The sequence below is a fragment of the Haloarcula sp. K1 genome (assembly GCF_001647155.1).
GTDB classification, from domain to species: domain Archaea; phylum Halobacteriota; class Halobacteria; order Halobacteriales; family Haloarculaceae; genus Haloarcula; species Haloarcula hispanica.
Window position 1 is genome coordinate 97,856 of record NZ_LRHL01000046.1, and the last position, 14,506, is coordinate 112,361.

Genomic DNA, 14,506 nt, shown 5'->3' on the forward strand with positions numbered 1-14,506 from the left:
TACAGAGGCTCGTTAGTAGGTCAGCCTGAGGTCGACCAGATACAGGTCCTCGTCGTGGTGCTCGATGATTTTGTCGAGGTGCTCGCGGTTCAGGATCGGGGAACCGTACGCCCAGTTACACCCGTCGAAGAGGTAGCCCGCCTCGGGGTAGTGGTAGGCACCGAGTCGGTGCGCGGCGCTGAACAGGTCGCGGCTCTGCGCCGCCTTCTCGACAGTCCCTTCTTGTTCGGCAGCCTCCAGAACCTCCTCGAGGTTGTTCACGCGCTCCTTCGTAGTCCGCTCCATCCGCTTGACGACGCGCTCCTCGCCAGCTTTGGAATCGAGGGCGACGACCGCGTCCCCCTCACAGTGCTCATCGATCTGGACGTCGTGGTAGAAGAACCGATGGTCTTCGAAGTCGTGGAACACGCCTCGGGCGTGGTCTGCGGCTTGCTCGTCCACGTCCGTGGAAGACGCGGGGTTGACCGGAACGACGACAGTAGCAGTCGTGGTACTACTCATTTCTGAATATCCTTCACTACCGTAGGGGGCCAAAAGCCTCCTACTGCGACTCCCCTACCCAACAGTTAGCGCTTAGTACATCCCGAGGAGTGCTGCGAACTGGTCTAGGCGGTCGTCTAGCTTCTCCGGGTCGAACACGGTTGTTGTCTGGTCGAAGTGCGGCTCCAACTCTGCTGCCCGTTCGGGCGGATTCCCTGGTTCACAGTCCGTGGCGACAGTCAGCGAACAGACCGGAGCGTACGATTGCTTGATGACCTCAGCGGTTGCGTCTACGTCTCGTGGCTTACCGTCGGTCATTGTGATGATGATGGATTCCTTGGAGTCCATCTCTGATAGCGACGTGGCGAGCGTGAGCGCGTCCGAGAGCGGTGTTCCACCACCCGCGTCCGTGTTCAGGAGCGCCTCCTGTGCGAACTCAGCGTCGACGGAGGCAGGCTTGGCGAGCCGAGCAGTATCGTCGTAGAAGTCGACGACAGCCACGTCAATGCCGAGGTCTTCACAGGCGACTGCGAAACGGGCGACAGCGCTCGTTGCGACTTGGATCTTCGTCGGCCCACTTGAGCCGTTGCTGTTGTACCGCGCCGGGTCCATCGACCCCGAGCGGTCAAGCACGATCACGATGAAGTATTCCTTCTCATCGCCCGGAATCTGCGTATCGAACACACGCGGGTCTCCGTACCCGAGTCGGTAGGCAGCCTTCCGGTTGACGGTTGTTCCAGAGGTCAATCCCGACCGAACGCCCGTTTGCTGATCGAGTTGGAGCTGCTTCGCGAGGGTATCCGCGACCGTCCCGGCGGCCTTTTCGACCGTCCCCCAGTCCATTTCGGATGCACTCTCATCCTGCGGGTCTGGGAGCACCGAAAGTTCGTTGATAGAGCCGGCTCCTGCACCAGAACCGCCGGCTTCGCTGTCGGGGTCTGCTTCGGCTTCATCACCGAGCATCTTATCGAGGGCCTCAAGCTCACGTTGGAGTGCGTCACCGTCGCTGGAGATTTCGTCTGCGGTCTGCTGGGCGCGCTTGCGGTCACTCTCGAAGTCCTCGGAGGATAGTTCATCTTCGGTTTGCTCAGGCCCCGACACGCCGCTGGTCGATGCTGATGACGTGGACTGCTCTCCTCCGGTAGATGAGCTCCCTCTCGACTGCTGGCTTGCATCAGGCTGGCCGTTCTCCGAATCCTGCGATTGACTCCCGCCCGAAGTTGTAGGAGCGCCGTCTTCGGCTGGCTGGCCACTCTCCCCGCTTTCGCTGGACTGGGATGGGGAAGAACCCTCCTCAGGCGAAGTGCCGTTCTGGTCGGCGCTCTCGGCGTCCTCAGAGGACGTCGATTCCCCGGAGGTGTTTCCACTCTGGCCGGATTCTGATTTCTGCTCGCCAGACGCATCCTCGTTTTCGCTGACTCCAGCCGTCTGACCCTCCTCGGCCCCTGATTCGCACCCGGCCTCACCTCCGTCATCGTTTCCGTTCACGCCTTCTGACTCAGACTCATCCTGGGCGAAATCCCCGAACGTAGACTGAGTAGATGCTCCCGAAGATGACTGCGTACTCGATGCAAGGTCAGAGCTGTCGGATTCGGATTCGACTTCTACCTCGCCTCCCGAATGAGACTCACTCTCGCCTGCGTCGTCTTCAGGAGTAGCATCGGTGGCAGAGTCCTGATCGCCAGTACTGGACTCACCCCCCTCCGAGTCGTCTCCCCCATCGGAATCAGGCTGACCGGGAGCGTCCGGCATTTCACCGGGCGTGGAGTCAGAATCGGTGTCTGTCGAAGGGCCGGAATCGCTCTCTTGCTGGGATAGCTCGTCCCCGTTCTCACGAACAGAGGACGAGTTGGTGCTGTCGTCCGAACCGGATTCATCCTCTGCGCCGTCTTGGTTGAGGTCGACGTCGTCGGGATTGGGTTCGTCGGTGATCGACGGGTGGTCGGCAACACCTTGGAGAGAGTCGCTGACCGCGTTCCGTTCTAAGGAGAGGTCTTCGGGACTGATGTCGTCACTCGGCGCTGCCTCACCGCTACTGTCCTGGGGAGAATCCGGGCTCTGACTCCCCGTCTGCGTAGCATCCTGCTGAGAGTCACCATCATTGCCAGTTGATGAACTCTGGGTACTGGAAGGCGATTCACCCGCCTGCCCCTGTTGCTGTTGCTGGTCCTGCCCTTGCCCCTGTTCGTCGGACTGATTGGGCTGTCCATCACCACCCGACTGCTGCTGTTGCTGGTCTTGCTCCTGTTCGCTCGCATCGGTATCAACGAGCGGTTTCACGACCTCGTGCCAGAACTTGATCGTCCGTTTCGCTCGCCGGATAGATGCCTCAGCGTCGTTCCGGTGGAGTTCTGTCCCAACGTCCCCACGGGTGCTGTGGATGTCGTCTGCCAGCCGCTCGATCTCGGGGTATATCTGTAAGAAGACTGTGCGCTCTTCGTCTGAGGCGAACGTTACTCGGTCGTCGTCCTCGTCGAGGAGAGCGCTCGTCGTCCCTGATGGGGGCAGGATGACGTTATCGTGGAGCGCTTTCTGGAGTGCGTCCCTGAATGTGAACTCCGACCGGTCGTCAGGGAGTGCCTCATAGTCTTCTGGCTTGCGCTTGTGAATCTCGCGAACGAGCCGGAGGCGGTTCCCAGCCCGCGTTGAGAAGTCCTCCCCGACGTAGACCTCGTGTTCGATAGCCCCGTCTTCGGTGGCGTTGATGAGGTCGTGGACGAAATCACGGTACTGGTCTTCGACATCGTCCGCGAGAAGCGTCTGGATGCCTTTGAATGCCGTTTTCAGGATGTGGAGAGTCTCGTGGAAGGCAAGCCCGAACTGGTGTGCCCGATCAGCGGATTGTTCGTCGTTGAGTGGGCCAGCGTCCGGCGTCTCGCGTGCCGTGATGAGAACGAGATAGTCGCCGTCGACTGACTCGATAAGCCGGCGGGCCTGCTGTCGGTCAAACTCCGCCTGTCCGTCTGTGAGCAAGGCATCTTCTGTCGCCGGGAGAACTGCTGCTGTCGGGACTTGCTCGGTGATGACGACGTCGACGGACTTGCTGATGTGAGCGGGGAGTAAACCAAGGATGTACTGCTTGATTTCTTCCGCCCGCTGTTTCGAGGTTCGCACCTCGGCTGGACTCGGGGTTGCTATCTCAGCCGCGCGGGAGTGCGACGTAGGGGTGTCTGCTGATTGGCTCATAGTTCAATCTGGGTTCCCAACTTCATCTGGACAGAACTCCTTCTACCTCCTCTGGAGGAGTAAAAAACCTCACTGCGTCCCTCTAAGGGGATGTCTAGCCTGACCGGAATGTATTAGGAGGCTTCCCATCAAGCGAGCGTATGGAGTTCGACCCGACACAGTTAGGCGTACAGGCAGGTGGAGGTGCCGTTGTCGGGGGCGTAATCGGTTTTGCCGCGAAGAAGATCGTGAAACTGGTTGCTGTCCTGGTTGGTGTGCAACTCGGGTCCCTTGCGTACTTGGAGAATCAGGGCATCGTGTCCGTTAATTGGAGTCAACTCGAGAACGCAGCCGCGTTCAGCACTATGGCGGGTGAGTCTGGGATACCACCGTTCGTCGCGGATATCCCCTCGGCAGCACCCCTGAGCGGCGGGTTCGCCGCAGGCGCTCTCGTTGGTTTTAAGAAGGGGTAGTCCAGAATAGAAATTATGGCAGATGCATGCGAAAATTGTGGGACAGAAGCGGGCAATTTGGATTCAGGTGGTCGCGTTGTCGTCCAAGAGTTCAGGCGTGGCGAATACGAAAACAGCTCCCGAGATTTCCCCTCGTTCGCGTCGGGTGACTGGGTGGCGCTATGTGTCACAAATGACGGGTCTCGTGGAACAACCTGCGAGAAGCGCTATGGCCCGAAGTAGACAGACCAACTCGGTTGTTGGTCTCTAGAAGAGGTCTCCGATCGCGTCGAACGCATCCTCGGGATTCTGATTCGGCTCAGCGACGTTCCGGAACACGTTCTTCACAGCAGCGGCGGGAGAGGCACCGTCACCGATGTGCTCGCAGACGATAGTCAGGTTCCGCGTGGAGAGCGTTGGCCATGTGCTCATATTGTCTCGCCGCGTCCGGTGCGCGAACTCGACGATTTTCTTGAGCGTCCCCTGCTGTACGACCGTCTCAGTCGTGTTGATTTGCTGGTCCAGCGTCCGCACCTCGTCCTCGACGGTGTCCGGATAGCCCTGCCAGAACGTCCGGAACCGACCACGAGTAGCTGAGTTCATTGGCTCGCTGTCGCGGTACTCGCGCGTCGGCGGGTTCATCGTGATGATGATCCGCGCCTGCGGATGAGGCTCGATTTCCTCGCCGTGTTCCTTGATGACGATCTTGTTCTCATTCAGGAGCTGGTGCATCGACATAGCAGCCCCGGCAGTCATCACAGGGAACTCATTGATCACAATCAAGTCGCCGCTGATGAGTCCCTGCTTCACGTCCGCGTTCTTCGGCTCGAGAACGCCGTCCTTGTTGGGGGAGATGTGTCCGAAGAGGTCCTGTGGCATCGTCGCCTTGTCGACGTCCAGACTCCGGTAGCCGCGATTCGTCTTGTAGGCGAGATACTTCATCAAATAGTTCTTCCCCGACCCACGCGGCCCGACGATTCGAACCGGGACGTTCCGGGCGAGCTTCTTCGCGACCAGTTCATCGATGGGCATCTTCAGGTCACGTTCCAGCGGGATGGTGGGTGGAACCACGTTCCCGTCTTCGTCGACAGGGAGCGCCGAGTGGCCGGCGTCTGCTTCTGTCGCCAGCTTCGGGACTTTGTCGTACCCGACATCCTCGAGCACCGGCAGGCCGGTGTTGACCGGGTTGCCTTCGTTGTGCCCGGTATCGCTCACGTAGTTCGCCTCCTCATCGCTCGCATCGAGGTCGCCGCGAACAACCGCTAACGGTTCTCCGACCCGCCCGGTTTCGTCTTCGACCTTCGACACCTTCGCCTTCGCAGCGCCGAGGACGGCTTTCCGCTCTTCGTGTTTCGAGACCGCGTACTCAGCGAGACTCCCACCGACAGGGATGTGCTGACGAGCGCTCGCGATGATTGTACTCGCGTCCGCCGAAGTGAGAACGTTGACGTCGTCCTCGACTTGCTGTTGGGCTCGCGTGACCTTCGCCTCCGTGAGCGTCGTCCCCTTGATGGACGCAAGCTGCTCAGGGTCGGCTTGCACGAGATCGCGTTTGGTCGTAATCCCGTTGTCTTGGAGGGCCGCCACTTCGCTTCCTGTGAGGCGAGTGAGTTCGTTGAATTCGCTCGGTTCTGCGCGAGCGTCCAACCCCGTGTTCACGTAGTTCGCAACGGTGGCGGGGTCGGCGTCTGCGAGCTCCTCGAAAGAGTCGTAGTGGTTCCCGAGGATGGTTTCAGTCTCTGAGTCGACGCCATCGAGGACGATGAAGTCCGCCCCTTGGTGGACTCGCTTACCGAAGCGCTGGGAGATGACTGCGGGCTCTTGGCCGATGGGGGACGCACTCGTGATGAGGATGCTCCCACTGGGGTCACGCTTGGTCTCGTAGACCCCGGACTGCTTCCCGGATTCGATGAGGTCTTTCGCTTGCTGGCTGGTCAGATTCGCTACGTCGCTCACAGAGAGGACGGTTTCTTCGTACCCGACCGGGCCACCGTTCTCGCGGATTCGCCGGTAGACGAAGTGGCTGAGAATCTGTTCGTCGGTTGCGCTGTCAGTTGGGGTGGCTGAGCTCGACATTTTGTATCACTAAGACGTGTTCGCGAGCGATTCAGTCGCCGCTGGTCGGGAGCCGTTGCTGGATACGGCTCTCGATTTTCTGCGCGTCGGTTGCGTTCAGGCGGTTCTCCGTGACGCCCTTCAGGTCGATGACGTCCTCGAGAGATTCCACGAGGGTCTGCTGCTCGTCGTCGATGAGCGGCTCGTCATCGTCGACGGTGTCCTTTTCGTACTCGTATTGCTCCATCGCGAGCTGGATTTGCGTCGACGGGTAGCGAAGAATCTGGCCGGCGATCTCCTGATACTCCTGGTAGGTCTTCCCCGCCTTCGACCCTTCGTAGTTGTCCAGAATCGCGAGCTTGAGGGAGAGTTGAAGGTTCCACAGACTCGGTTGCGTCTCGGGCGAGGCGAGTGTCCGCGCGCGCTTTGCGGCCTTCTCGCAGTACGTGTCGTTCTTGATGCCGACGTACCGATAGAAGTCCTCGATGGCGAACGGCAGTTCCTCGAAGTCCAGCGCCGCGATTCGTGCCCGGACGATGGTCTGGTTGACGGACTCGGTGAGGTCGTCGATCTTAGAGAGGATCTTCCCGTGCCACTTGATCGCGTCCTCCATCAGGTTGCCCGTGTGCTTCCGGCTGAAATCCGTCCCGTCGTAGGGGATCGGAATCATCGCGCCCACAGATGGCACGAAGATGACTGGCTTCGCCCAGAGCTTCTGCGTCCCCCGGAAGTCGTACCCCATCCGGTCCCCGTAGTAGATGGTGATGCTTTCACCGTCACCGTCCTCTCGCTCGTTGAAGCTCTGCCCCACGGGGTTGTCCGCGATGGTGAGCTGGTCCTGCTGGATGTCGATGTCCGTATCGTCCGGCATCCCGACCTCGTACGCCTTGCTCGGATAGATGGTCGTGATGGTGACCGACCCACCCCAGTCGTGATGTCGAATCCACCCGAACGCATCATCGGCGTTGTGCTGCTGGCAGGCCGCGATCTTCCGCTTGAAGAATTCCCGCATATTCCCAGTGTCGTATCGACTGGATGCGATCTGCCATCGGAACTTACAGTCGAACCCTAGCGTGTTGAGCGCGAGCCGGCGGTGGTCAATGATGTCCTTGTTCGAGTTGACTGGAATAAGTGGATCTGGATCCGCCGCGTTCACCATCTCTCGAAGCGTCATCCCCGTACGCTGTTCAAGGTCGCTGATGTTGAGACCATGGACGTCACGGATCGCTTCTAGATCAACATTAACGCTGTTGCTGCTGTCGCCGGGAGTAACGAACTCATTGTCCGCCCACAAATCCCCCTCTGCGGGATGGGGGAGAACATCGAGCGCTTCTTTGAACGAGCGTGGGTTGTCTCCGACGTACCGGGAACCGATTGTAGCCGTTCCCTCGGGGTACTCGGCGTCAGCTGCTCCGTTTACTCCAAGGAACGGGACGGTTCCTTCCTGCTCGACGAGATCGGTTATTGGGACGATGCTTGCAGCCGTCTGGAATTGCTGGGTTCCTCCTGACGGAGACTCTGATTGGGACATTGTATTCACTCTCCTGTGTGAGATATGAGACGATTTGATTGGACTGAATCCACTTACTGGAAATCCCTTCACCTATTCTGGGGGTGAAAAACTACTTGCGGAGACTCTACTCACCCGTGGGCGTCACTCCGACTCTACTTGGTCAAGGAGGTGCTCTGCGAGCGCCCGAGCGTCTTCTCCATCCATCAATTCGTTCGCGTACACGCCTCGAAGGGCGTCCTCGAATGCTTCGACGTCTGCACCGACGTTCGTTTCGAGAATCGAGTTGTACAGCATCAACCACTGGCTGATCCAGGACTCAGCGAGCACTTCCCAGTCGTCATAGTGCTGTTCTGCTTGCGGGCCGATGTTCTCTTTGACGATACCCGCCGCGGAACACCGATCGACGCGAGGGATCTCGTGGTCGACGACTGCTTCGATGGACCGAATCGCTTTCGTGTGGAAGGTGTCGAACCCGTCGTAGTCGTTCTCCCACGTTTTGTCTGCTGCTCGCGCAATCAGCTCCTCCTTGAAACGATCCACGACGAGTTCGACAGGGATGTCAAACGCGGGCGAGAAGCCGCCTCTGAGGGATATACTACTCATGGCGGCATCTCCGAGACCGTCGACCTCACCCTGTGGCTGGAGCTCTACGTAGCCCTCTGGATGTTCACTCATCTGGAATCTCTCCTCTACCCACGGAGGGGAGATACAAACAGACCTCTAACAGGGACTAGGGATTCCGAGTCACTTCGATGGCCCACCCGTGGGCTGTTTCCGTTTCGTTCCTGAAGACGCCGAGTTCAGGACGGTAGTCGTAGCTGAAGACGAACCACTCCCCAAACCGTTCATCGCCAGTCCCGATCCGATAGAGCCGGCTTGGTTCATCCTCATCCAGTGGCACCTCAACCTCGAGAGCGAATTCCCAATCAAGGTGAGGCGGGTTCGTGCATCGCGGGCCTTTCTTACCGACCACTTTCCCACGGCGAGTGGCTTGCATCTCGCCCGTGCCAAGCGTGAGTTCCACTTCTTCTCCGTGCTGGGCGCTGCGGATGGTATCCCGGAGTCGTCTGGTGTCGCGTTCTGGAATTGTCGACCCTTCGACCGTCCCAACGACGACATCGTCGAACTCCTCGACGTCGAACACCTTGCTCGTGAATTGTGTGGACGGGGATTCTGGCTGCTGCTCCCCTTCACTCCTTTCAGACATCGTTACGTACAGATATGGAAGGTGCTCCCATAGGTGTTGTGTTGGGTCTTGGACAGAACTGGTGTCGAGCCTGCACTGGGAGAGGGTGGTGAAACAGAGTTACGCTGTTTCACGACACGGAATTTCGAGGAGGAAGTTTGCTGTTTAGATGCCCGAATCAGAGGCGCGGGCGTCCGAGTTGGTGTCGAGGTCGGCTTCGGCCTCAACGCCGTGCTGCCAGCCGCCGAACGCCCAGAACACGCCGAGGAAAGCGACTCCGACAGGCATCCACGTCGGCGCGCTCCAGTTGAACGCGAATTGTACAGTCGCGAGGATGACGGTGGCGAGCGTGGAGATTGTGGCGAACCCGACGATGGCGTAGAGAAGGGGTACGCCGTGAGGGAGTTCGTTTGCCGCCCACCGTTTCATACCATCAGGTGTCGGTTCGTAGTCCTGCCTCCTAATCGGATCTTCCATAGCACAACTGCACACCGAAGTCCCTTGAGGTTTGCCGTGGGAATCCCTTTCCTCACGGGAGGAGGCGGACGGTGCTTGGTGTGACGAGCTCCCAGTGGTCCATCCCGACTGCGAGCGAGACCTCCAGGTGACTCACGATCTCGGCAGAGTTCCGCAGTTGAGCGCAGACATCAGTCCCGTCGCCCGTTTCACCGATTGTGTCGATGAGGATGCTTCCCGTACGGGCTTCGATTTCCTTGCCTTCCGGCAGAACTGTGAGACGGACGCGCTCAGGGATGTCTTTGTGGCGAGTGGCCAGCGAATCGGTATCGAACGTCAGTTCGATCTTGTCACCCGGAGCGACGAAATCCAGACTCGCGTAACGACTCTTGAATCCACCATTGTCTGTGGTGACCGGGATGGCAGCCGCAGTACATCCACCGTCAGCGATGAGGTCGTCGAGACGCTGCTGTTCGACTGCCGTATTGACCTCGACGCGCGAATACAGCTCACCGAGATCGGCGAGCGTATCCAGAAGTGGCTCAGGCGGCTCCCCGAATACCCCGAGGACGTTCGGGAACTTCGCACCCTGCTTCCCCCCGTGGAACTTCAGGCGCGTATCGGGGAAACACAGAACAGTCGCCTGAACGAGATGGTTGTGAAACCAGTTAGTGGAGGTGTCGGACTTGGTGAGGCTGATGCCGTACGTAGCTGCATCGTCGTCGTCTGGGTCGACGGAGTGCTTGAGCTTCCGGAGGAACGGCTCAGGGTCAGAGTACGGCGGGTTGAGGTAGATGCTGTCGATGCCTGGCCCCGTCCACGACTGAGACAATCCATCGTCCTCTTCTGTGAATCGCGACTGGGCGATAGCCATCGGCTCTGCTCCAGCAGCGGGATCAAGGTCGAACTTCTGGTGGTCGGTCAGCCGGCGAATTAGCCAACGCGGAGTCCCGTATTCGTCACTCCCGGTGTTCTCGGAAGCCGACACGCCTTCGGTTGGGGCGGATGGACTCTCTGCGTCCTCCGTGTCACCCGGTGATCCCGGCTCCTCAGTTGCGGTCTGGTTGAATGAATCTAACTGAACGTTGTCTCCCATAAGGAATCAATCTCTACCTCTCCTGGGATGGTAGAAAGAAGGACTCTCAACCCCCACAGGAATCACTCACCTTCATCGCTACCATTTCGCGTTGGACCAGCAGGGGGAGAATCGGACTCTCGCGATTGGAGTGTGTGTTTCATCTGCTCGATGAGCTTGTGGAAAAGGTAAGAGCCAGTCCCGAAAGTCCACCCAACCGGGAAGGAGATTGCGAACCACAGCAATAGATAATTCGAACCCTCCAAGTCAAAGGTGGTACGGAAGAATGTCTCTAAGCCGATAGGGGCAAGGAACGTATTGTTGGTGAATTCTACGATCAACCAACTGAAATATAAGAAACCGCTGAACGCTATTTCGTTTAGCGCAATGACAGTCGTAGGGAGAAAGAGTGTGCTGATGGCAAATGGGTGGGCTATCGCGACGGTTTTGACTCGTCCAGGAGCAAGATAGAATAACGTCGCGACAGCCCCAGTAACGACGGCGATGAGGGATGCTCCTATTAGCGCAGTCAATCCGCTTGTGCCGTACTTGAACGCTCCGGCGATGATACCAGTCCCCCAAAAAAGAAGCGTCACTCCTGCAACGAGGCTAATACTCCGTATATGTGTGTTCGTGAGTGTGCGCCATTTGTCCATCCAACCGAAGAACAATCCAATCCACGTCCAGTAGATCGGAATGTCCTCACGGCTTTCAATGTCATCCTCTTCGGTCGCAGTGTTTCCGTATGAATCATCTTCTTCGTCTGAAGGAATCGCAGGGCTTTCTACAGGGCGGCTTTTTGGATCCCCGCTCTTTTTGACGACGTACGACTCATCAGCAGCGGCGTCTCTAAGACGCTTGTTGACTGATTCCAGACTTTCCGAGCTGAACGTTGCCTGCGGGCTTGAGCCACAACTCCAGCATCGAGAATCCTTGTTTTTGTTAGCTGCTCCACAGTGGTCGCAAGACGTACTTCGTTGGGTTCTGGATTGTCGCCCCCGACCCTTTGTGTGAGGTGGTTTGATCGGGCTGTGTGTGGTGACTTTGATGTCGCCTCCACCGGGACGGTCGCTGATTGTGGCGGTTACTGTGTTCTCCAAGCTACTCCCGTGGTTACCTCCACCACCGCCACCGCGACCAGTATCTCCGGTTGCGATCTCGACGTCGGAGTCAACTTCGTCGTCACTTGTGTCGAACGATACTGAAGCAGTCCGCATGATCAGGGCAATTATTCCCAGTATTGCGGCCCCGACGACGATGATTTTTCCTGCCATTTTCTGATATATATCGGTTTAGACGGAGAGGTTATCACTCCTGTCTCTCGTTTTCGTCGTTTCCGTTGACGTTGGAATAGTCGTCGACGAACTCGGTTTTGTTCTTCTGCATCCCAGCGGTCGGGTAGCCTTTCTTGACCCACGGTTCCATCCCTGGGCCAAGGATGTATGCGCCCGTAAACCCATCCTCAATGAGGTTTCCGGCGCGAATCCCTGAGAGGTGGTGTGGGCATGTACAGTAGGCTACGACACGTTCATTCCTATCCCAATTGGCCACTGGATCGTTTTCCTTACCATTTGGGGCGGGGCTGAAAACAGCACCCGCAATATGTGATTCTTGGTACTGTGAGGCCGTTCTCGTGTCGATAAATCTCGCTTTCTGAGTGTGATACCAGTATCGAGCGATATCGAGAGGCACCATTCGGAGGTTCGTGTTTGCCTCGTTAGTGGCGGTGTAGGTCTCGAATGAGGACGGCTCAACGTTACGGGCATCGACTTCAGCTGGGTTTGAGGCTAAACCAGCGTTTGAAGCGGAGGGATCTGGATTGATGATGTCGTGGTAATTCTCTGCTGCACTGGAGCGAGCACTGCTTGTATAACCCGCTGTTAACACGACAGCACCGGCTGCTGACGATAGAAAGCTGCGTCTCTTCATTCCTGATTTTTCTTTGTCGGTACCATCTTAAAAAGACTCGTGTGAGAGGCTCCCGCCCCCAGACTGGTGTTGTCATGACACTTCTACGATGCATAGGTTTCACGTCTACCGGAACCGGTGGTCGGATGACTGGGTCTCCGCAAGGAACGTCTTCAGCAGTCTAGTGGTTGGTAGAATTTGTGATTCCGAAAACGTGGAACCACGTTTTCGGGATATAGAGCATCTACAAACGAATATCGGTCGAATCAGACGTAGTTTGAGATGTTCTCACGGAGATGCTATGCATCAGTCGCCGGCTGACGAGGAGAGACGGGCCGATTGGAAGAGAACAGCCGATATCGTGCTCAGACCGCGAGTCCTGCGGCTTGCCGCAGGCGAGCGACAGGTGCAGTATCACCTTCTCATCCGACTTCTCGGAGAGAGTGGCCGACCGCCCGGACGAACGTCCTGGCGGTCACGACCGGTGGCGACCTGATCTCTCGTTCTATGCCGACTTTCACCAGAAAGTCAGTGAGACGCCACAGATTGTACAGTAACGCTGCGAACGTGAAGTTGAACAACCGTATTCGGTAGTCTGTTGAGGAGGTCTTCGGAAGGTACGCCTTCACCGACTTGTACTGGTTTTCGATATCCCAGCGACGGCTGTAGCCGTTCGTCACGTGAGCGATCTCGTCGGGAGCGACGTGATCGCGATTGGTCACGAATACGGCATACTTGCCTTCAGCGTCGTCACTGGTGGCTGGAACGTACAGATATTCTGCAGTATGATCGACGTCCCCGTCCATCCCGACGGGGACGTCGTGATTGACAGCGGCGTCTACCCCGTCTTTGCTCTTGATGTGTTTGATCGCCTTGTAGTCTGACTCATATTTCGGTACTGGCATCGTGTACAGTAGGCCACGACTGTTGATCTCTGCACGGACCTCTTTCGCGTAGAAGCCACGATCCAGCAGGATTTCGTCCAGATCGACGTACTGCTGGGCTCTCGAAAGCAGACGCCCAACGACGTCTGCTTTCGAGTCAGCCGGCGCCTCGGCTGGTTCCCAGTCTGAGTGTTCTTTGACGCCCTCAATCCCCAGGATAATCGGAACGTCGTTCCCGACGATTGTGATCGTCGCGAACGTGTAGCCGTGTTTCAACTCACCGTCGTCGACGTACCCGCTCACCATCGGCGGGTACGTCGACTTTGGAATCTGTTCGTCCTTGTCAATCCACGGCCAGACGTGATAGGGGACGTGGGTGAAATCGACGGCCGCCACGACGTGGCGGTCGTCGAATGGATCTTCGTAACGTATCGTCTGGAGGATGTTCTCGGTGGCAGTATCGAACGCGTCCATGAGATACTCGCGGAACACCTCGGTGAACGCGACGATATCCTCGATCTGTTGGTCTTGGAGCGAGACGGGCACGTCTCGATCAGCCGGCATTGCGAACTGCTTGATCACTCGGAGGAACGTAGAGTCGTCACAGGCATCGTTCTCGTCAAGAAACCAGCCAGCTTCACCCTCTGAATGGGCGCTTCCTTGAGTGAGGCATGCCGAGGCGAACAGATCGAGGATCTGTTCGTCCTCGTAAACTCTATTTTGAGCCCTATCAGAGTCGAACTCGCCGAAGGCGTGCCTTCGGGCGAGCTCGACGATCTTGGTCCCCTGCTTTCGAACGTGTTCGCGTGTGACGGTTGGTTCATCACCGTCTTCTTCGATATCATCTTCATCTGGGATGAGTGGAACTCGTGCTTTCAAGATGACGCCGCGGTCAACGGCTTCTTGGGCGATACCTGTAGCTGCCGCGTTGAGCGTCCGTTTGGTCTGTTCACTGAACTGCTTCCACGCGTACGAGAGTGATTGCTGGCTCGGTGCCTTGTCCAAATCAAGCGTCTTCAGGAGTGACGGTCGGTTTTCGAGGCGATCTGCGACCTCGCTCTGGGCGAGGTCGTAGATCTCCTGATAGAGATACACCCGAGCCATCGGTTCAGTGCCGTTTGCGGCCTTGTGTTGCTGGCGGTCGTCGGTAAGTCCATCAACTGGAATCGATACCTCTCCAAGGACACGCCAGAGATGATCCGCTGATTCACAGACTTCCCCAGCGTGATAGACGATCGCCCCCGCGAGCGCGGGGGCGTCGTCATCAACCGTCGACATCCGTTTTGAAGTCATCGTAGTTCTGAGCGCGGCGGCGAGTGGTTTCAAGTCGTC

The 14,506-nt window shown here is 57.8% G+C and carries 12 protein-coding genes; 1 reads left to right on the forward strand and 11 read right to left on the reverse strand.

All coding sequences use genetic code 11. The features are described from left to right. Positions 1–12 precede the first annotated feature (12 nt). Positions 13–501 carry a hypothetical protein gene (locus tag AV929_RS20665; protein ID WP_064289205.1) on the reverse strand — a complete coding sequence of 163 codons (489 nt, stop codon included), beginning with the start codon at positions 499–501 and terminating at the stop codon, positions 13–15. Positions 502–573: 72 nt separating this feature from the next. Further along, the gene (locus tag AV929_RS20670) at positions 574–3,666 is read right to left on the reverse strand and encodes a VWA domain-containing protein (RefSeq protein ID WP_080510118.1); all 3,093 of its coding nucleotides are present in this window, start codon (positions 3,664–3,666) and stop codon (positions 574–576) included. 140 nt (positions 3,667–3,806) lie between these two features. On the opposite strand from AV929_RS20670, the gene AV929_RS20675 reads away from it, so the two are divergent. Continuing rightward, the gene (locus tag AV929_RS20675; protein WP_064289207.1) at positions 3,807–4,118 is read left to right on the forward strand and encodes an FUN14 domain-containing protein; all 312 of its coding nucleotides are present in this window, start codon (positions 3,807–3,809) and stop codon (positions 4,116–4,118) included. A 246-nt stretch (positions 4,119–4,364) separates the two neighbouring features. Here AV929_RS20675 and AV929_RS20680 read toward each other — a convergent pair whose 3' ends face one another. The 9 genes from AV929_RS20680 to AV929_RS20715 all read right to left on the reverse strand — a co-directional run bounded on the left by AV929_RS20680 (position 4,365) and on the right by AV929_RS20715 (position 14,452). Continuing rightward, on the reverse strand, positions 4,365–6,173 hold the full coding sequence (locus AV929_RS20680; protein ID WP_064289208.1) for an AAA family ATPase: 1,809 nt from the start codon (positions 6,171–6,173) through the stop codon (positions 4,365–4,367). A 31-nt stretch (positions 6,174–6,204) separates the two neighbouring features. Then, positions 6,205–7,683 carry a hypothetical protein gene (locus AV929_RS20685; protein ID WP_064289209.1) on the reverse strand — a complete coding sequence of 493 codons (1,479 nt, stop codon included), beginning with the start codon at positions 7,681–7,683 and terminating at the stop codon, positions 6,205–6,207. A 123-nt stretch (positions 7,684–7,806) separates the two neighbouring features. Then, complete coding sequence (locus tag AV929_RS20690) at positions 7,807–8,340, reverse strand: hypothetical protein (RefSeq protein WP_064289210.1); 534 nt, start codon at positions 8,338–8,340, stop codon at positions 7,807–7,809. A 55-nt stretch (positions 8,341–8,395) separates the two neighbouring features. After that, the gene (locus tag AV929_RS20695; RefSeq protein WP_155120790.1) at positions 8,396–8,872 is read right to left on the reverse strand and encodes a hypothetical protein; all 477 of its coding nucleotides are present in this window, start codon (positions 8,870–8,872) and stop codon (positions 8,396–8,398) included. A gap of 144 nt (positions 8,873–9,016) precedes the next feature. Continuing rightward, positions 9,017–9,280: a hypothetical protein gene (locus tag AV929_RS20700; RefSeq protein ID WP_155120791.1), complete on the reverse strand. Its 264-nt coding sequence runs from the start codon at positions 9,278–9,280 to the stop codon at positions 9,017–9,019. A gap of 100 nt (positions 9,281–9,380) precedes the next feature. Continuing rightward, a complete protein-coding gene (locus AV929_RS20705; RefSeq protein WP_064289213.1) occupies positions 9,381–10,403 on the reverse strand; it encodes a DNA N-6-adenine-methyltransferase in 1,023 nt (340 codons plus the stop codon). 62 nt (positions 10,404–10,465) lie between these two features. After that, entirely contained in the window at positions 10,466–11,656 is a 1,191-nt protein-coding gene (locus AV929_RS22090; RefSeq protein WP_155120792.1) for a hypothetical protein, read from the reverse strand. 34 nt (positions 11,657–11,690) lie between these two features. Further along, positions 11,691–12,311 carry a rhodanese-like domain-containing protein gene (locus tag AV929_RS22095; RefSeq protein WP_155120793.1) on the reverse strand — a complete coding sequence of 207 codons (621 nt, stop codon included), beginning with the start codon at positions 12,309–12,311 and terminating at the stop codon, positions 11,691–11,693. A gap of 401 nt (positions 12,312–12,712) precedes the next feature. Further along, positions 12,713–14,452: a transposase gene (locus AV929_RS20715; RefSeq protein WP_079990842.1), complete on the reverse strand. Its 1,740-nt coding sequence runs from the start codon at positions 14,450–14,452 to the stop codon at positions 12,713–12,715. Between the last annotated feature and the right edge of the window lie 54 nt (positions 14,453–14,506).

Coding starts and splice junctions, on each gene's coding strand:
- AV929_RS20695 (WP_155120790.1), bottom strand. CDS start 8,872: ATGTCTGAAAGGAGTGAAGGGGAGCAGCAGCCAGAATCCCCGTCCACA.
- AV929_RS20680 (WP_064289208.1), bottom strand. CDS start 6,173: ATGTCGAGCTCAGCCACCCCAACTGACAGCGCAACCGACGAACAGATT.
- AV929_RS20705 (WP_064289213.1), bottom strand. CDS start 10,403: ATGGGAGACAACGTTCAGTTAGATTCATTCAACCAGACCGCAACTGAG.
- AV929_RS22090 (WP_155120792.1), bottom strand. CDS start 11,656: ATGGCAGGAAAAATCATCGTCGTCGGGGCCGCAATACTGGGAATAATT.
- AV929_RS20670 (WP_080510118.1), bottom strand. CDS start 3,666: ATGAGCCAATCAGCAGACACCCCTACGTCGCACTCCCGCGCGGCTGAG.
- AV929_RS20715 (WP_079990842.1), bottom strand. CDS start 14,452: ATGTCGACGGTTGATGACGACGCCCCCGCGCTCGCGGGGGCGATCGTC.
- AV929_RS20690 (WP_064289210.1), bottom strand. CDS start 8,340: ATGAGTGAACATCCAGAGGGCTACGTAGAGCTCCAGCCACAGGGTGAG.
- AV929_RS22095 (WP_155120793.1), bottom strand. CDS start 12,311: ATGAAGAGACGCAGCTTTCTATCGTCAGCAGCCGGTGCTGTCGTGTTA.
- AV929_RS20685 (WP_064289209.1), bottom strand. CDS start 7,683: ATGTCCCAATCAGAGTCTCCGTCAGGAGGAACCCAGCAATTCCAGACG.
- AV929_RS20665 (WP_064289205.1), bottom strand. CDS start 501: ATGAGTAGTACCACGACTGCTACTGTCGTCGTTCCGGTCAACCCCGCG.
- AV929_RS20675 (WP_064289207.1), top strand. CDS start 3,807: ATGGAGTTCGACCCGACACAGTTAGGCGTACAGGCAGGTGGAGGTGCC.
- AV929_RS20700 (WP_155120791.1), bottom strand. CDS start 9,280: ATGAAACGGTGGGCGGCAAACGAACTCCCTCACGGCGTACCCCTTCTC.